18 protein-coding genes are annotated in these 17826 nt (G+C 66.4%); 3 read left to right on the top strand and 15 right to left on the bottom strand.

What is annotated here, in order from left to right; all coding sequences use genetic code 11:
* The first annotated feature begins 46 nt into the window (after window positions 1-46).
* The gene (locus CYU59_RS20545) at window positions 47-619 is read left to right on the top strand and encodes an HdeD family acid-resistance protein (protein WP_293002168.1); all 573 of its coding nucleotides are present in this window, start codon (window positions 47-49) and stop codon (window positions 617-619) included.
* A 124-nt stretch (window positions 620-743) separates the two neighbouring features.
* Window positions 744-1253 carry a DUF4190 domain-containing protein gene (locus tag CYU59_RS20550; protein WP_293002108.1) on the top strand — a complete coding sequence of 170 codons (510 nt, stop codon included), beginning with the start codon at window positions 744-746 and terminating at the stop codon, window positions 1251-1253.
* Between the two features lie 22 nt (window positions 1254-1275).
* Here CYU59_RS20550 and CYU59_RS20555 read toward each other — a convergent pair whose 3' ends face one another.
* From CYU59_RS20555 to CYU59_RS20595, 9 genes are all read right to left on the bottom strand, one after another.
* Window positions 1276-2115: an acyl-CoA thioesterase II gene (locus CYU59_RS20555; protein ID WP_293002170.1), complete on the bottom strand. Its 840-nt coding sequence runs from the start codon at window positions 2113-2115 to the stop codon at window positions 1276-1278.
* Between the two features lie 41 nt (window positions 2116-2156).
* Complete coding sequence (gene pyk / locus CYU59_RS20560) at window positions 2157-3575, bottom strand: pyruvate kinase (protein WP_293002110.1); 1419 nt, start codon at window positions 3573-3575, stop codon at window positions 2157-2159.
* A gap of 61 nt (window positions 3576-3636) precedes the next feature.
* The gene (locus tag CYU59_RS20565; protein WP_293002173.1) at window positions 3637-3990 is read right to left on the bottom strand and encodes a DUF2752 domain-containing protein; all 354 of its coding nucleotides are present in this window, start codon (window positions 3988-3990) and stop codon (window positions 3637-3639) included.
* A 77-nt stretch (window positions 3991-4067) separates the two neighbouring features.
* Window positions 4068-5336: a prolipoprotein diacylglyceryl transferase gene (locus CYU59_RS20570; protein ID WP_293002112.1), complete on the bottom strand. Its 1269-nt coding sequence runs from the start codon at window positions 5334-5336 to the stop codon at window positions 4068-4070.
* The gene (gene trpA, locus CYU59_RS20575) at window positions 5333-6148 is read right to left on the bottom strand and encodes a tryptophan synthase subunit alpha (protein ID WP_293002175.1); all 816 of its coding nucleotides are present in this window, start codon (window positions 6146-6148) and stop codon (window positions 5333-5335) included. The genes CYU59_RS20570 and trpA overlap by 4 nt, the downstream gene beginning before the upstream one ends.
* Window positions 6142-7452: a tryptophan synthase subunit beta gene (trpB, locus tag CYU59_RS20580; protein ID WP_293002114.1), complete on the bottom strand. Its 1311-nt coding sequence runs from the start codon at window positions 7450-7452 to the stop codon at window positions 6142-6144. Before trpB ends, trpA begins: the two co-directional genes overlap by 7 nt.
* A 48-nt stretch (window positions 7453-7500) precedes the next feature.
* Window positions 7501-8319, bottom strand: a complete 819-nt coding sequence (trpC, locus tag CYU59_RS20585) for an indole-3-glycerol phosphate synthase TrpC (RefSeq protein ID WP_293002116.1) — start codon at window positions 8317-8319, stop codon at window positions 7501-7503.
* 79 nt (window positions 8320-8398) lie between these two features.
* Entirely contained in the window at window positions 8399-9037 is a 639-nt protein-coding gene (locus tag CYU59_RS20590) for a TIGR02234 family membrane protein (protein WP_293002118.1), read from the bottom strand.
* Complete coding sequence (locus CYU59_RS20595) at window positions 9030-10571, bottom strand: anthranilate synthase component I (protein ID WP_293002120.1); 1542 nt, start codon at window positions 10569-10571, stop codon at window positions 9030-9032. Before CYU59_RS20595 ends, CYU59_RS20590 begins: the two co-directional genes overlap by 8 nt.
* 60 nt (window positions 10572-10631) lie before the next feature.
* Here CYU59_RS20595 and CYU59_RS20600 point away from each other — a divergent pair, with 60 nt between their 5' ends.
* Window positions 10632-11090, top strand: a complete 459-nt coding sequence (locus CYU59_RS20600; protein ID WP_293002122.1) for a peroxiredoxin — start codon at window positions 10632-10634, stop codon at window positions 11088-11090.
* A 116-nt stretch (window positions 11091-11206) separates the two neighbouring features.
* Here the strand turns inward: CYU59_RS20600 and CYU59_RS20605 are convergent, their stop codons facing one another.
* From CYU59_RS20605 to priA, 6 genes are all read right to left on the bottom strand, one after another.
* On the bottom strand, window positions 11207-13564 hold the full coding sequence (locus CYU59_RS20605; RefSeq protein ID WP_293002124.1) for a bifunctional diguanylate cyclase/phosphodiesterase: 2358 nt from the start codon (window positions 13562-13564) through the stop codon (window positions 11207-11209).
* Between the two features lie 339 nt (window positions 13565-13903).
* Window positions 13904-14848: a hypothetical protein gene (locus CYU59_RS20610; RefSeq protein WP_293002126.1), complete on the bottom strand. Its 945-nt coding sequence runs from the start codon at window positions 14846-14848 to the stop codon at window positions 13904-13906.
* Window positions 14849-15152: 304 nt separating this feature from the next.
* Complete coding sequence (gene hisI / locus CYU59_RS20615; protein WP_293002128.1) at window positions 15153-15500, bottom strand: phosphoribosyl-AMP cyclohydrolase; 348 nt, start codon at window positions 15498-15500, stop codon at window positions 15153-15155.
* The gene (gene hisF, locus CYU59_RS20620) at window positions 15497-16294 is read right to left on the bottom strand and encodes an imidazole glycerol phosphate synthase subunit HisF (protein ID WP_293002130.1); all 798 of its coding nucleotides are present in this window, start codon (window positions 16292-16294) and stop codon (window positions 15497-15499) included. The genes hisI and hisF overlap by 4 nt, the downstream gene beginning before the upstream one ends.
* On the bottom strand, window positions 16284-17084 hold the full coding sequence (locus CYU59_RS20625; RefSeq protein ID WP_293002132.1) for an inositol monophosphatase family protein: 801 nt from the start codon (window positions 17082-17084) through the stop codon (window positions 16284-16286). Before CYU59_RS20625 ends, hisF begins: the two co-directional genes overlap by 11 nt.
* 7 nt (window positions 17085-17091) lie before the next feature.
* Window positions 17092-17826, bottom strand: a complete 735-nt coding sequence (priA, locus tag CYU59_RS20630; protein WP_293002134.1) for a bifunctional 1-(5-phosphoribosyl)-5-((5-phosphoribosylamino)methylideneamino)imidazole-4-carboxamide isomerase/phosphoribosylanthranilate isomerase PriA — start codon at window positions 17824-17826, stop codon at window positions 17092-17094.

A 17826-nucleotide genomic window follows, 5' to 3' on the forward strand; every position in this document is an offset into this window, starting at 1 on the left:
CGGTTTGTGAGAATATTCGGGCATGGAAACCATCGCAGCTCCAAAGTTGTTGCCGCACCTGTGGAAGTCGACCCTGCTGTCCGGCATCCTGTCACTGACACTGGGCATCCTGGTCTATGTTCTGCCCGAGCACTCGATCGTCATTGCTGCTGCGCTGTTCGGCATCTACCTTCTGGTCACCGGTGCCGCGCAAGTCTTCTTCGCGTTTGCGCTACACGTCTCAGCGGGTGGACGGGTGCTGTCATTCATCAGCGGCGCGGCTTCGCTGGTATTGGCTGTGCTGTGTTTCCGGCACTTCGGCCAGGGCTATGCGATTCTGCTGCTTGCGATCTGGATCGGCATCGGTTTCATCTTCCGCGGCTTGGCGACATCGATCGCCGCCATCAGCGACCCGCACCTGCCCGGCCGCGGCTGGCAGATCTTCCTGGGCCTGGTGAGTCTGCTGGCCGGCGTCGTGATGCTCGGTTCGCCGCTGGAGACCATCGAGATCCTGGTACTGGTCGTGGCAATCTGGCTGATCGTCATCGGGGTGTTCGAGATCGTGTCGGCGTTCGGCATCCGCAACGCATCGAGGCGCATCGAGAAGGTCCAGGCGGCAGGTTCGGCAAACCCGGTGTGACCGGCGGGTGATCCCCGACGACGGTGAATCGGGTTGTGCGCTCGGCCCGAAAAGCACATTGCACTAATGGCTGCCGCGTACTGTGGCCACCAGTCGTCCACGTCGCCCGATCAGAGAGCGAACCATGACCGGATCGCCGGACCAGCCGGTTAGGCGGGAGAACCCAGTAGGGGCGGCGCCCATCGGTCCGCCGTATCCGTACCAGCCCGGCTATCCCCCGCCCGGTTACGCTGCCCCGCAACCGGTTGCGCCGAAGAACGGCCTCGGTATCGCCGCGCTGATACTGGCCGTCATCGGGCTCTTGAGTGTCGCGACGGTGTTCGCCCCGATCTTGCTCGGAGCCATCGCGGTGGTCATCGGCATCGTCGGCCGCGGCCGGGTCAAGCGGGGTACCGCCGACAACGGGGGTGTCGCGGTCGCCGGTATCGTGTTGGGCGCGTTGGCGATCGTCGTGGGTCTGGCATTCATCGCGATCTGGACGACCGTGTGGAAAGACGTCCGGGGTGGCGACTACATCGACTGCGTGCAGAAGGCCGGCGAAAACCAAGTCGCGCAGCAGCGGTGCGCCGACCAGTTTCGGCACAGCGTGCAGGACCGGCTGAGCGTGACACTGACTCCCGCATCAGGGCCCTGAAGTCTCTCTGCCTCAGAGCTTTTCACTTGGCGCCCGGGAAGTATTTCACCAAGCCCTCCTGCACGACGCTGGCCACCGGCTGCCTGGAGCGGTCGAAGAAGTGGCCGGTGCCCAGTCCCCGGGAATCAGCCGCAACCGGTGAGGATGTCGAATACAAAACCCAGTCGTTGAAGTCCACCTGACGGTGAAACCAGACCGAATGATTCACCGTCGCGGCGAAGATACGGTCATATCCCCAGGACAGCCCGTGCGTCGTGATGATCGAATCCAGCACTGTGGTGTCGGAGGAATACAGCATGGTGGCGGTGTGCAGCACCGGATCGTCGGGCAGCACGCCGTCGGCCTTGACCCAAACCCGGTTGTAATCAAGCTGATTGCCATGTTCGCGCATCACCCAGGACGGGTCGTTGGTGTAACGCCACTCGATGGGTTGGAGCGCGTTGACAAAGAGCGGCACCCGCTCCTCGTAGCCCAGTAACCGCTCCTTGAGTGGAGGCACATCCTCGGGGTCGGTCACGTCGGGCGGCTCGACGCCGTGCTCGAGGCCGCTGCCACCGGCGAGGTAGGAGATGAACAGCGTCGCCAACAGAATTCCGTTTTGGGTGACGTCGACCCGGCGGTTGGCGAACCGTCGTTCGTCGCGCAGCCGGACCACCTGGAACTCCATGTCCTTGTCGGTTTCGCCGCCGTTGATGAAATGTGCCGACAGGGCGTTGGGCGGCAGATCGCGAATGCGGGTGCGGCTCGCGGCGACGAACGACTGGGCCATCATCAGCCCGCCGAAAGTCCGTGGCGGGTTCTTGCTGGGGTGGGCGCCAACGAATACGTCGTCGCTCTTTTCCTGCAGGTCCAGGACCGCCATCAGCTCGTCGAAGTCAGACACCGGGCCAGCCTAATGGCCCGTCAGACGTCCTCTTCGCCGATGCGGTGCACGTGAATCAGGTTGGTCGAGCCGACGGTTCCCGGGGGTGCGCCCGCCACGATCACCACCATGTCGCCGCGCTTGTAGCGGCCGAGGGAGAGCAGCGACTTGTCGACCTGACGGATCATTCCGTCGGTGGTCTGCATGATCGGGACGATGAACGTCTCGGTGCCCCACGTCATCGCCAGCTGGCTGCGCACCTCGGGCAGCGGGGTGAAGGCCAGCAGCGGCAGGGGTGTGTGCAGGCGCGCCAGCCGCCGGACCGTGTCGCCGGACTGGGTGAACGCGACCAGTGCCTTGGCGTCGAGACGCTCCCCGATGTCACGGGCGGCGTAACTGATCACCCCGCGTTTCGTCCGCGGCACGTGCGTCAGGGGCGGCGCGGCCGTCGAGTTCTCCTCGACCGCGCAGATGATGCGGGCCATCGTCTGGACCGCGGCCAACGGATACTTGCCGACCGAAGTCTCACCGGACAGCATCACCGCGTCGGCGCCGTCGAGAACGGCGTTGGCGACATCGGATGCCTCGGCCCGGGTCGGGCGTGAATGCTCGATCATCGATTCGAGCATCTGGGTTGCCACGATGACGGGTTTGGCGTTCTCCCTTGCCATTTGGATGGCCCGCTTCTGAACCAGCGGCACCTCTTCCAAGGGAAGCTCGACCCCGAGGTCGCCACGGGCGACCATCACCGCGTCGAAGGCCAGCACGACGGCTTCGAGGTTGTCGATGGCTTCCGGCTTCTCCAGCTTGGCGATGACCGGAACGCGACGGCCGACGCGGTCCATCACCTCGTGGACCAGCTCGACGTCCGACGGGGATCGCACGAACGACAGCGCCACCATGTCGACGCCGAGGTGCATGGCGAACTCGAGATCGTCGATGTCTTTTTCCGACAACGCCGGCGCCGACACACTCATCCCGGGCAGGGACATGCCCTTGTTGTTGCTGACTGCGCCGCCCTCGGTGACTCGGCACACCACGTCGTCGCCGTCGATGTGCTCGACGATCAAACCGACGTTGCCGTCGTCGACCAGAACCCGGTCGCCGGGCAGGGCGTCCTGCGACAACTCTTTGTAGGTGGTCGACACCCGGTCGTGGTTGCCCGCGCAGTCCGCGACGGTGATGCGCACGATCTCGCCCTCGGCCCAATACGTCGGCCCGTCGGCGAAGCGGCCGAGTCGGATCTTGGGACCCTGCAGGTCCGCCAGCACACCGACCGCCCGGCCGGTGGCGTCCGAGGCGGCTCGCACCCGGTCGTAGGACGCCTTGTGGTCGCCGTAGTCGCCGTGGCTGAAGTTCAGTCTGGCGACATCCATTCCGGCTTCGACCAGCGCCCTTACCGATTCATCGGAGCTGGTGGCCGGACCGAGCGTACAGACGATCTTTCCGCGCCTTGCCACGACAATTGAGCATAGTCGCGTCAGCTGATCATCTCGCGTCGGTGCCGCTTCGCGCGGCGTACTAACGGGTGAGCATCGTGGGAACCAACGGGAATCCGGGCAGGTTGCGGACCACCGTCCACGCCACCAGTGTGACCAGGACCGCCGCGGCCGTCGGGAGTGTCAGCGGCCACCTGCCGCTACGCCGGCGCAGCAGAACCCAGCCGGCCAGCAGCGGGATCCCGACGAGCAGCATCACGTTGTCGTTGATCGCCGCGACCACATTTCCGTGCAACACGTCGTGAATCATCCGCAGCGTCCCGCAGCCGGGGCAGTTCCACCCGGTCAGCAGCCGGAACGGACACACCGGGAAAACCGAACCCGGCCGGTGCGGATCGACCAGACCGATGTAAGTGAGCGCACCAGCAAGCACCACACCGAGTCCCAGCCCGGCGGGTCGATACCAGCGTGCGTTCGGCGGCCGGTCGGCGCCAGGTGCAGCCGGGCTGGACATTATTTTTCGTCCGCAGTCTTATCGCCGACGTCGGTCTGATCGCCGACCTCGGTGGGCTCGTCGGCGTCGGCCTCGGGTCCCTCAGCGGCAGGCTCGTCGGCGTCGGCTTCGGGTTCCTCAGCGGCAGGCTCGGCGGACGTGTCGGTCCGCTCCTCGGGGTCCTCGACGCCTACTGCTGCGACGGCCGTGTCCGGGGCCGCCGCCTCGACCTCGACCTCCGGCGGGTCGACCTCGGCCGCGTCCGCCTCGGCGGCGACCGCTTCAGCCGCGACGGCCGGCGGCGTTTCGGCATCCTCGGCCGCGGTCCCCACGGCGACGGCGACCGGTACTGCCGCCGGGAGCTCTGCAGGCGCCGCGTCGGCGGCTGCGTCCACCGAATCCGGCTCCAGCAGTTCGGCCGCCGAGCCGCTCAGCGTCGCCGGGTCCTCGCGGCCCTTGCGCGCGAGAATCAGATAGACGACCGCGCCGATGAGGACGAAGGTCGACGTGAAGGAGTTGATCCGGATGCCGGCGATGTGGGTGGCGGTGTCGTCGCGCAGCAGCTCGACCCAGAACCGGCCGATGCAGTAGCCCGCGACGTACGTGGCGAACAACCGGCCATGCCCGAGCGTGAATCGACGGTCGAGAATGATCAGAACTACGAAAAGTAATAGGTTCCAGATCAATTCGTACAAGAACGTGGGCTGGACGACCATCGCCAGCTGGCCGGTCGACACCCCGTCGAGCGAATGCACGTCGACGAATCCGGCCGGGTCGCGGCGGTAGAAGATCTCGAGTCCCCACGGCATGGTGGTCTCGCGACCGAACAACTCCTGATTGAAGTAGTTGCCCAGACGACCGATCGCCTGCGCGAGAACCAGTCCCGGCGCGATCGCGTCGCCGAAGGCCGGTAGCGGGATGCCGCGCCGGCGACAGGCGATCCATGCCCCGACCCCGCCCAGCGCAACGGCTCCCCAGATACCCAAGCCGCCGTCCCAGATACGCAGCGCCGCAGCAGGTCCGGCGCCACCCTCACCGAAATACGTCCGCCAGTCGGTAGCCAGGTGATAGAGCCGGCCCCCGATCAATCCGAACGGAACGGCCCACAACGCGATGTCGTAGATCACGCCGCGCTCACCACCGCGGGCTTCCCAGCGCCGGTCGCCGATGATCAGCGCGGCAACGATGCCGATGATGATGAACAAGGCGTACGCCCGCAACGGGATCGGCCCCAGATGCCACACTCCCTGAGGTGGGCTGGGGAAATACGCCAGGACGGTGGTTGTCACGAAGGCGAAACCCCTTGGCGCACACCGGCAGCAAGCTCTTCGGTGAGAGCGCGCATAGCGGGCAGACCGTCGGCGAGTGCGGACACCAGCGCCGAGCCGACGATGACGCCGTCGGCGTAACCGGCTATCTCGGCGGCTTGTTCGCGTGAACGCACGCCCAAGCCGACACCGACGGCGATATCGGAGACCTCTTTGACCCTGCTCACCAGTTCCGGTGCGGCGTTGGACACCGCGTCCCGGGCGCCGGTCACACCCATCGTCGACGCGGCGTAGACGAAACCGCTCGACGCCGCGACGGTGTCCGCCAGACGCTGCGGCGTCGACGACGGCGCCACCAGAAAAATACGGTCGAGTTGGTGCTGCGCGGAGGCTGCAAGCCATTCCTCGGCCTCGTCGGGAATGAGGTCCGGGGTGATCAGCCCGTAGCCGCCGGCGGCGGCCAGATCGCGGGCGAACGCGTGAATCCCGTAGCGCAGCACTGGGTTCCAGTACGTCATCACCACCGCGCGACCCCCGGCCGCGCTGATCGCCTCGACGGCGGCCAAGGTGTCACGCACCCGCACACCCCCGCGCAACGCGACCTCGGCGGCGTTGGCGATCACCGGGCCGTCCATGCCTGGATCCGAATACGGCACGCCGACTTCGATGAGGTCGCAACCGGATTCGGTCAGCGCCTTCATCGCCTCGACGGACGCCGCCACATCGGGATAACCGGTCGGCAGATAACCGATCAGCGCCGCCCGGTTTTCACTGCGGCATGCGCTGAAAACTGCCTGCAGCCGGCTCCTTTCACTCTGCTCGACCGTCATGATTTGTCCGGACCGGATGCTCCGGTTCCTTCGTCCAGTAGGCCGAACCACTTCGCGGCGGTCTCGACGTCTTTGTCTCCGCGCCCGGACAGATTGACCACGATGATTGCGTGGGAACCCATTTCGACGCCCAGCTTGAGGGCGCCGGCGATCGCATGCGCCGACTCGATCGCCGGAATGATGCCCTCGGTCCGGCACAGTAACTTGAACGCGTCCATCGCCTCGGTGTCGGTGATCGGGCGATACTCGGCTCGTCCGATGTCTTTGAGGTAGGCGTGTTCCGGGCCGACTCCCGGGTAGTCCAGGCCGGCCGAGATCGAGTGCGATTCGATGGTCTGACCGTCCTCGTCCTGCAACAGGAAAGAGAACGATCCTTGAAACGCGCCGGGCGAACCGCCGGTGAAGGTGGCCGCGTGCCGGCCCGTTTCGACTCCGTCGCCGGCCGCCTCATAACCCACCAGGCGGACGCCGGGGTCGTCGAGGAAGGCGTGGAAGATGCCGATGGCGTTAGATCCGCCGCCCACACAGGCGGTGACGGCATCGGGCAATCTTCCTGCCTGATCCTGAATCTGCACGCGCGTTTCGAGTCCGATCACCCGCTGGAAATCGCGGACCATCGTCGGAAAAGGGTGCGGCCCGGCGGCCGTGCCGAAGCAGTAGTAGGTGTTGTCAGCGTTGGTCACCCAGTCGCGAAAGGCGTCGTTGATGGCGTCCTTGAGCGTTTTCGAGCCCGACTCCACCGACACGACCTCGGCTCCCAGCAGCCGCATTCGGGCGACGTTGAGCGCCTGCCGCGCGGTGTCGACGGCACCCATGTAGATGACACAGTCCAGGCCGAGCAACGCGCAGGCAGTTGCCGTCGCGACGCCGTGCTGGCCGGCACCGGTCTCGGCGATCACGCGCGACTTGCCCATCTGACGAGCCAGCAGCGCCTGGCCCAGCACATTGTTGATCTTGTGAGACCCGGTGTGATTCAGGTCTTCTCGCTTGAGGAAGATGCGCGCGCCACCGGCGTGCTCGCTGAGCCGGGTGGCTTCGTACAACGGCGAGGGCCGGCCGGTGTAATGCGTTTGCAGGCGATCGAGTTCGTCGAGGTAGGCCTGGTCGTTACGTACTTTCTCGTAGGCGGCGGTGACTTCTTCGATCACGGCCATCAGCGCCTCGGCGACGAATCTGCCGCCGTACACCCCGAAATGCCCACGGGTGTCTGGGTCGTGGTGGGTGGGTTCAGTGATTGCGGCGCTGGAACGCGGTAGCTCCAGCGGGCGAATGGGGGCACCTCCCGCTTGCGTGGGGATGTCAGCCATTACCGTTGCTCAACGGGTAAGCGGCGCATGGGATTCAAGCGCGCCGGGCTAGCGGGCCGGCTTGGGGCAAGACGGGTGTTTACCGGCGGTGACCAGGTCGGCGACGGCCGCGCGAGGGTCCCCACTGGTGACCAGGCCCTCGCCGACGAGTACTGCGTCCGCGCCGGCACCGGCGTAGGCCAGCAGGTCGGCCCGGCCGCGCACGCCCGACTCGGCGATCCGGATGATGTACGACGGCAGCCCCGGCGCGATGCGGGCGAAGCAATCCCGGTCGACACGGAGGGTGCGCAGGTCGCGGGCGTTCACCCCGATGACCCGGGCACCGGCTTTCAACGCCCGGTCGGCCTCCTGCTCGGTGTGCACCTCGACAAGTGCCGTCATCCCCAGCGATTCGGTGCGCTCCAGCATCGATTCGAGCGCCGGTTGGTCGAGTGCGGCCACGATCAGCAGCAGCATGTCGGCGCCGTGCGCCCGGGCCTCGTGAATCTGGTACGGCCCCACCACGAAGTCTTTGCGCAACACCGGGATTGACACTGCTGCCCGCACGGTGTCCAGGTCGGCCAGGCTGCCGTGGAAACGGCGCTCCTCGGTCAGGACGCTGATGATCCTGGCGCCGCCGTCTTCGTAGGCGCAAGCCAGCGCTGCCGGGTCCGCGATCGACGCGAGCTCTCCCGCCGACGGGCTGGCTCGCTTGACCTCCGCGATCACGCCGATGCCGGGTTCGCGCAGTGCCGCAAGCACGTCACGCGGAGGCGGAACAGCTTCGGCTGCGGCCTTGATCTCGGACATGCTCACGACCGCTTCACGAGCGGCAACATCGGCGCGGACTCCTTCAACAATGGAGTCGAGCACGCTTGCCGAACTCATGCTGTCGGTTCCTTCCCCGGCCGCCGCGAGACTATGGACGGCGTCCGTTGAAGATTACCGAGCGCCGGGGTGGCGTTCATCACCGACCCTCGGTGTCTGGCCCGGGTGCCGGGTCGGTTGTGGGGTCGGTCGGATCGCGGCCCTCGTCGAGCTCGTCCCACATCGTCCGCTCCGACGGCGCGGCCTGGTCGGACCGTGCCGCGGACCGGCGGGCAGCCGGGGCCAGATATTTCGTGACGGTTCGTCCAGCCGAGGCAGCCGCACGCATCAACAATGCGGCCGCGATCAGCGTGCCGATGGCAGCCACCAGGGTGATCACCGGTCCGGGGTAGTAGCGCTTGCTGCCGATCAGCACCAGCACGGGCACGCGGGCGAGCTCGGCACCCCTGGCCGCCACATCGGGCATCTCCAACGTGCTGATCGCCAGATACGCCGTCGCCAGGGCGCTCAGCGCCAGCAGCACCGCCAGCACCCGCATCGCCCAGCTCCGCACCGCCAGCGTCGCCAAGGCGGTCGCCAGCAGCAACACTGCCAATGGCAGCAAGGCCGACGACCATCCAGCGCCGGACAGCGTGACAACCTTCGGCAGACCCAGGCCGTCAGAGGTGCGCAGCTCGACCCAGGTCAACCGGGAGGCTGCCCAGAGCCCGGCCGCCGAGACCACCAGCAGGACCTGCGCGATCCTGATCGCCCGTCGAGCGGGCGGGCGGTCAGCCATCCCGGTCGGCCTCCGGGGGCCGCAGGGTTTCCGCGGCGGCGATCGCGCTGAGCACCGCGCGAGCCTTGTTGGTGGCCTCGGTGTATTCGTAAGGCCCGTTGGAGTCGGCCACCACCCCGCCACCCGCTTGCACGTAGGCGGTGCCGTCGCGCATCAGCGCGGTGCGGATGGCGATGGCGAAGTCGGCGTTGCCGGCGAAATCGAGGTAGCCCAGCACGCCGCCGTACAACCCCCGGCGGGTTTTCTCGACTTCTTCGATGAGTTCCATAGCGCGCACTTTCGGGGCACCCGACAAAGTGCCGGCCGGAAAACAGGCCGTCACGGCGTCCAGAGCGGTGCGGCCGTCGGCAAGCATCCCGGTGACCGTGGAGACCAGATGCATCACATGGCTGTACCGCTCGATGTGGCTGTAGTCCTCGACACGGACGCTGCCGGGCACGCACACCCGGCCCAGGTCGTTACGGCCGAGGTCGACGAGCATCAGGTGCTCGGCGCGTTCCTTCTCGTCGGCCAGCAGCTCCTTTTCCAGTAGCTGGTCTTCCTCCTCGGTCTCCCCGCGCCACCTCGTGCCGGCGATCGGATGCGTCTTGGCCCAGCGGTCCTGCACCGTCACCAGTGCTTCGGGGCTGGATCCGGCAATCGAAAAAGCCGTTCCCCCTTCGCCATTGGGCACGTGCATCAGATACATGTACGGGCTTGGGTTGGACACCCGGAGCATCCGGTAGACGTCGATCGCCTCGACATGGGTGTCCATCTCGAAGCGTTGCGACGGCACCACCTGAAAGGCTTCACCACGTTCGATCTCGCCGACCAGACGTTCGACGATCGCGCCGTACTCCGCCACTGTGCGCTGTGCGCGGTGCTCGGGCTCGGGCCGGGTGAACGTCGCGACGGTCGACGGCAGGGGCTGTTCGAGGGCCGCGGTCATCACGTCCAGCCGCGCGATCGCGTCGTCGTAGGCCTCGTCGACCCGCTCGTCGGTGCCGTTCCAGTTGACCGCGTTGGCGATCAACGTGATGGTGCCCTCGTGGTGATCGACCGCGGCCACATCGGTGGCCAGCAGTAACAACATGTCGGGCAGCTGCAGGTCGTCGACTGCGAGCTCGGGCAGCCGCTCCAACCGTCGTACGAGGTCATAGGCGAAGAATCCGACCATGCCCCCGGACAGCGGCGGCAGCCCCGGCAGCGCCGCCGTGGCCAGCAACTCCAAGGTCTGGTGCAGCGCCTGCAGCGGATCGCCGCCGGTCGGCGCATCATGCGGCACCGCGCCCAACCACACCGCGTGCCCGTCGCGCACGGTCAGCGCGGACGGCGCCCCGGCGCCGATGAACGACCACCGCGACCATGACCGACCGTTCTCCGCCGACTCCAGCAGAAAAGTGCCGGGCCGGTTGTCGGCCAGTTTGCGGTAGGCCGACAGCGGGGTCTCGGCGTCGGCCAGCACCTTGCGGGTTACCGGCACCACCCGATGCTCGGCCGCCAGCACACGGAAACGTTCCCGCGATGTGGTGGCGGCGGCGAGGTTGGCATGCACGCAGTCATCTTCCCAGACACGCGAACGGTGTCCGCCCGGCACTGGCGTAGCGTGGCGGCCATGAAAACCGGTGACACCGTGGCTGACTTCGAACTTCCCGACCAGACCGGAACGCCACGTGCACTCAGCGCTCTGCTGGCCGACGGGCCGGTTGTGCTGTTCTTCTACCCGGCCGCGATGACCCCGGGGTGCACCAAGGAAGCGTGTCACTTCCGCGATCTGGCCCAGGAGTTCGCCTCGGTGGGCGCGAATCGGGTCGGGATCAGCGTGGACCCGGTGGACAAGCAAGCGAAGTTCGCCGATGCCCAGCAGTTCGACTACCCGCTACTGTCTGACACCGACGGCGCGATAGCTGACCAATTCGGGGTCAAGCGTGGGCTTTTGGGCAAGTTCCTGCCGGTCAAGCGGACCACCTTCGTCATCGACACCGATCGCACGGTGCTGGACGTCATCTCGAGCGAATTGAGCATGGACTCGCACGCGGACAAGGCCCTGCAGACGCTGCGCGCACGCAGCTAGCCCTCGCAGTCGGCGGCGACGTTCATCGAGAATGACGTTGGCGCGAAAATGCCCGAGTGGCCACCACGCTAACGTCGAATTGGGCGATAACCGTGACGGACACTGCGCCCGCGAAGCTAGCCCTCGCAGTCAGCGGCGACGACCACCGTGGGGCGGGCGGGCGTAACCAACACGTCTTTCATCGCCGAGGCCGTGATCGGCGGGCTGTACAGAATCCCCTGCGCCACTTCGCATCCCCGCTCACGGAGCCATCCCGCGGTCTCGGTGCACTCGACGCCCTCGGCGACCGTTGTCACATTCAGGGAATGCGCCAGGTCGATGACGGCCCGCACGATCGCGTCGGCGCGGGGATCCGTCAAGACGTTCCCGATCAAGTCGTAGTCGACCTTGACCTCGTCGATCGGCAGCTTGCGCAGGTAGGTCAACGCGGAGTACCCGCTGCCGAAGTCGTCGAGCGCGACACAAATTCTTTTCTCCCGCAGGGCTTCCAAGACCTGCTGGGTCCGCTCTATGTTGTCCAGCAGCATGTCCTCGGTGATTTCCACGATCAACGCGTCTCCGGGTAGGCCGTGTCGGTCCAGCGCGTCAAAAACGCGGGTCGGCAGATTGATGTCGCCGACCAGAGGTGGAAAGAGGTTCACCGCAACCGGCACGGCCATCCCCTGCCGTCGCCATTGCGCAGCATAGCCCAGCGCTTGGTCCAAGATGACATCGGTGAACGTTCGCATCAGTCCGTGCTGGCGCACCAAAGGTAGAAACTGTTGCGGCTGGACCAGTCCGAAAACCGGGTGCGGCCAGCGCACCAACGCCTCGGCGCCCACCACCCGCTCCGTCCGCAGGTCCACCTTCGGCTGGTAGAGCACGGTCAATGCACGCTGGCTGATCGCCTGACGCAGATCGCTGAGCAGCCTTACCTCGACCAGTCCTCCGCGTGAAGGCTGAGGATCGGAAGGGGGCAACGACCCGGCGTGGTCGTCGGATGGCTGCAGATCGGGGCAGAACGTCTGCAGACCGCCTCCGAGTCGTTTGGCCGAATACATCGCCATGTCAGCCTGTTTGAGCAGCGCGGCGGCGCGCAGCTCCGGGTCGTCGAGACCCGCGACCGCCAGCCCCGCGCTGGGCCGCATGCAGATGACCTCCCCGTCGGCAGTGAACGGCCGCTCGAATGCCTCCATGATCTGGTAGACGATCAGATGCGCGTTCTCGCCGGCATCTTCGATCAGCACCGCGAACTCGTCGCCGCCGAGCCGAGCCACTGTGTCCCCGGTTCGGACGCAACTTGTCAACCGCTTTGCGGCCTGCACCAGCAGCGCATCCCCCGCGGCATGACCCAGGTTGTCGTTGATCAGTTTGAAGTCGTCGAGATCCATCGACAGCACCGCCACCGATCGCCGGTCACGATGGTAGAGCTGGATCGCGTGGTCGAGCCGGTCGCGGAACAGCACCCGGTTGGCGAGGCTGGTCAGCGGGTCGCGAAGCGCCCGGTCCGACGCACTGTTCAGCAGACGCCGGTTTTCGGTGACGACCAGGAACTGGCGGGCCAGCACCGCGACGATCAGCCAGGGCACCGCGGCCAGCGCTGGATCCGAGCCCAGGGTCGCGCGGAACCGCGCAATCTCCAGGCCGCCGGCGATCGCGATCGGAATGTAGGGCAGCCACAACGAGACCGACGATCCCGTCGGCTCGACCACGTGCTCGGGTGGGTCAGACGGACTGCTGAGCGCTGCAATGCCGACCGCTACCAGTCCCGCCGGCCAGCCCAAACCCAGAAAGCTGTCGAAGAGATAGATGTGCCGCACGAGCAGGAACACGTAGGCGCCACCGGAGGCCGCGATCGCGGTCATGCCGATGGTCAGCACGGTCATAGTCGGTCGCCACTCGGCATTCGCGCGGGCAAGCACCAGTACGGCCACTGTCAGAGTCAGCACACCCGCGATCGGACACCCAAGCGAAAGAACCTCGCGCAGGCTGTCTACCCGCGTTGTGCTGTAGACGTTGCGGAGCAGTGCCACCCAGGCGACCACGAATAGCGACGCGGCCATGATCGTGCCGTCCAGCAAAATTCGTACGCGGGCCGCCCGCGGATAGCGCCCCGGGAACAGCAGCAATGCCACGCATGCCACCAAGGGGAACAAAAGGAAGGCGACCATCGCCGCCGGCGGATACAGCGGCGCGACGCTGTGAAGCCAGAATCGGTGATACACCGCCGCGAACGCGCCCATCTCCAGGGCGACCAGGCCGAGGGTCATGACGAGCCATCCGAGGCGCTGCCGTCCGTGGCTGCGACGCACGGCAAGTGCCGAGCCGACGGCTGCGAACGTCGGAAATCCGAGTCCCCCCGCGAAGTGCAGGGCACTCATCGCGGTTGCTCCACCCCATCCGCCGAGCAACCAGATGGCGAACACCAGGAACGCCCCGCAGGGAACCGCAGCTATGCGGAGGATGCGCTGGGACGCGCCGGATATTCCTGCCACTGCGCCTTAGGTCTGTCGTGTGCGTTCAACGGGTCGGCAGCCGATGCCGCGTCTGAAAGTTAGCAAAACGGTCGCCGTTTCATCGGCACATCCGCGCAATGTTCGTCTGATCGACTGTTGTACCCGTCATCGGGGTTCCGGTCGACCGTATATGCCGTTCACCGAGGTGGAGGCCGCGGGAGAAATTGCTTGTTTTTGTCCCTGAGACCGGCGCCAGGAGGTGATCAGCAAACCCCGGAATGTTCGATGGCCTCGATCGGGCTGCGTGGCCAGCCCTGACAAAGAGCACCGGCTGTGCCCCGTGGGACACAGCCGGTGCATGTCGAGCCTGCGATCAGATCAGAACAGCGAGGTCAACCACGAACCGTCGAGGAAGTCGGTCAGCCACGACGCATCCGCAACCGACGCGCCGAACATGGTCGCCATGTCAGTCATGAACGACGGCTCGATGTCGGTGGCGTTTCCGCCGATCGCGCTGGCGGAGAGCAGGTCGCCGAAGACGGCGGCCAGGTTGTTGTCGCCGAGACCTGCGAAGGCAGTGCTGCCGTCACCGAAGATTGCCGCGATGTTGCCGGTGCCGCTGACAGTGGCGTCGTTGGCGTCTCCGAACAACCCGATGAAGTTGTTCATGCCCTGGGCAAACGCCTGAACGTTGTCGTTGCCGACGATGGAGAAGATGTTGCTGCTGCCACCGGTGTCGGCGAGGTTCCCGGCGCCGATGACGCTGAAAATGTTGCCGTCGCCACCCAGGACGCTTCCGGTGCTGCTGGCGCCGTTGACGAAGACACTGTTGTAGTCACCGAGTACAGCGCTGGCGTTGCTCTCGAAACCTGAGGCCGAGACGATGTTGCCTATACCGTTAACGTTGGTCACGCTGTTGGCGCCGTCGGCGACGGTGCTGTTGAACATGCCGCCGCCGATGAACGCGGTGCTGTTCGTGCCGTTGGCGAAGGCAGAGTCGAACATGGTCCCGCCGTTGAGCGCCCTGGCCTCGTCACCGTAGGCAATCGCCAGGCCGAAGCTGCCGGCGTTGGTGGTTGCCGTTGCGCTGCCGTTGTCGAACAGGCTCATCCCGTTGAACGAGATCGCCAGGTCTTGGCCGAACGGAGTGGTTGCGGCCGGTAGCAGCGCCGCCAGCGACGACGCATCGAGGGCCGCTGCAGCGTCCGGTATCACCGATTCACTGACGTCAGCAGCGGCGGTTCCGGTAGCGGCGACAGCCGCGCCAATGCCAAGGCCGGCTGCTAGAATCCCCAGCCGCCCAATAGATTTCGAACTGAACATGACATTCCTCCCCAGAGTGCCCTAGGGCGCGAAGAATCGATGCGCTCAGCGGCGCGGATTCCCGAGAAGGCCCCCCAGGGCATGTTCTCCGCGCCCCCACGACGCGGATTGTTGAAAGCGAGCCGGCGAGTTCTTTCACCGAGACTTGCAATCCTGACAGTACCCTAGGAATTGAATAAGGCAAGGCTCAACTCTTCTCAGAATCATATGAGAAGTTTTCAGGGTCTCGAGTGCGGCCACGGACCGAAAACCGGCTCCGCGGCATGCTTTAGGGGTTCATCTGTGCACGTGACGACCGGTCGGGTCAGTCGTCGGCACTGAGCAGCACGTCGGCGTCGAAGCAACTGTGGTCGCCGGTGTGACACGCCGCACCGACCTGGTCGACGGAGAGCAGAACCGCGTCGCCGTCGCAGTCCAGCCGGACCGAATGCACCCGCTGGGTGTGGCCGGAGGTGGCTCCTTTGACCCACTGCTCACCGCGGGACCGCGAGAAGTAGGTGGCTTCTCGGGTCTCCAGGGTGCGGGCCAGAGCGGCGTCGTCCATCCACGCCACCATCAGGACGTCGCCGCTACTGCGCTCTTGGACGATCGCGGTGAACAGTCCGTCTGCATTGCGCTTGAGGCGCGCTGCGATTTCCGGATCGAGGGTCATCGCACCGTGATCCCTTCTGCGGCCATGGCTTCCTTGACCTGACCGATGGTCAGCTGCCGGAAGTGAAATACGCTGGCGGCCAACACCGCATCGGCCCCGGCCTCGACGGCGGGTGCGAAATGCGCCACCGCTCCGGCGCCGCCACTGGCGATCACCGGCACGGTCACCGCGGCGCGCACGGCCCGCAGCATGGCCAGGTCGAACCCGGCCCGGGTGCCGTCGGCGTCCATCGAATTGAGCAGGATCTCCCCCACCCCCAGGTCGGCGCCCCGGGCCGCCCACTCGACGGCGTCGATGCCGGTGCCACGCCGTCCGCCGTGGGTGGTCACTTCCCAGCCCGACGGAGTGGGCTCCGATCCGGCCGGCACGGTACGGGCGTCGACCGACAGCACAATGCACTGCGAACCGAACTGGTTGGCCATCTCGGCCAACAAGTCCGGTCGCGCGATGGCCGCGGTGTTGATCGAGACCTTGTCCGCGCCGGCGCGCAGCAAGACGTCGACATCGGCAACCGTGCGTACACCCCCGCCAACGGTGAGCGGGATGAAGACCTGCTCGGCGGTGTGGCGCACCACTTCGAGCATGGTGGTACGACCCGACGACGAGGCGGTGACATCGAGGAAGGTCAGCTCATCGGCACCTTCGGCGTCGTACGCGGCCGCCAGTTCCACGGGATCGCCGGCGTCTCGCAGATTCTCGAAGTTGACACCTTTGACCACCCGGCCGTCGTCGACGTCCAGACACGGAATGACCCGCACCGCAAGGCTTGTGCCGGACCGAGATTCAGTACTCATCGGGACGTCCTACGCGGCGCAACATCTCGAGCAGCTGATCGTGGACACCGGGAGCGGCGGCCAGCGCCGAACGCGAATCTGGTGTCCACTGCTCCCCGGCGAGGTTCGTGACCACACCTCCCGCGGCGCGCACCAGAGCCACACCGGCCGCGTGATCCCACACGTGGTCGCCGAAACTGATCGAACCGCCGAGGATTCCGTCTGCGACGTAGGCCAGATCGATGCCGGTGGCACCGTGCATACGCATCCGCGACGACACCCGGCTCAGTTCCTCGAGGACCGCCACCCGGTACCGGCCGGGAAACCGGCCGCGCGAGTCGGCGCTGAATGTGCCGACGCCGATGATCGAGGCGGTGAGATCGGTCTGCTTCAGGGTCGGTTGCGGCACACCGTTTTTCATCAACGGGCCGCCGGCCACCGCGGCGTAGCGCTCGTTCATGAACGGCAGCCAGGTCAGCCCCGCCACCGGCTCACCGTCGTGAAGCAGGCCCAGCAGAATCGCGGCCATCGGCGATCCTGCCGCGTAGTTGAACGTGCCGTCCACGGGATCGAGCACCCAGACCCATTCCGAGTCGAGGTCCGCGCCACCGAACTCCTCACCGTGCACCGGAATTCCGGTCGCCGAGGTCAGCGCGGCGACCACCTCCCGCTCGATCGCCAGATCGACTTTGGTGGCGAAATCGTCCCCGCGCTTGCTGACCGCCGAGTCAGCCCGGTGCCCGGCCACGAACGGCCTGGCGGAGGCGTCGAGGATCGCCGACGCCTCGGCCACCAGCGCATCGAGATCCATTGCAGCCCTAGCCTGCTACCGCCGCAAGCGCCTGCGGCAAAGTGAAGCGGCCGGCGTAGAGCGCCTTGCCGACGATGGCGCCCTCGACCCCGCTGTCGGTCAGGGTCGCGATGGCACGTAAATCGTCGAGGCTCGACACCCCGCCGGAGGCGATCACGGGAATGTCGGTGCGGTCGGCGACGGCTCGCAGCAAGTCGAGGTTCGGCCCGGTCAAGGTGCCGTCCTTGGTGACATCGGTGACGACAAAGCGCGAACATCCCTCGCCGTCAAGGCGATCCAGCACTTCCCAGAAGTCGCCGCCGTCGGTCTCCCAGCCGCGGCCGCGGAGCCGGTGGTCGCCGTCGAGGATCTGCACGTCCAGACCGACCGCGACCTTGTCGCCGTGCTCCGCGATCGCTTTGGCGCACCACTGCGGGTGCTCCAGAGCGGCGGTCCCGACATTGACCCGCGCACACCCGGTCGCCAACGCGGCGGACAACGAGTCGTCGTCGCGGATGCCGCCGGACAATTCGACCTTGACGTCCAGTTTCCCCACGACCTCGGCGAGCAGTTCGCGATTGGAGCCGCGACCGAACGCCGCGTCCAGATCCACCAGGTGCACCCATTCGGCACCGTCGCGCTGCCAGCCCAACGCGGCATCGAGCGCCGAGCCGTACTCGGTCTCGCTACCGGCCTTGCCCTGCACCAGGCGAACAGCCCGCCCCTCGACCACGTCGACGGCGGGCAACAAAATCAGCGACAC

Origin of the sequence: Mycobacterium sp., from assembly GCF_002863225.1 — a bacterium.
GTDB lineage: Bacteria > Actinomycetota > Actinomycetes > Mycobacteriales > Mycobacteriaceae > Mycobacterium.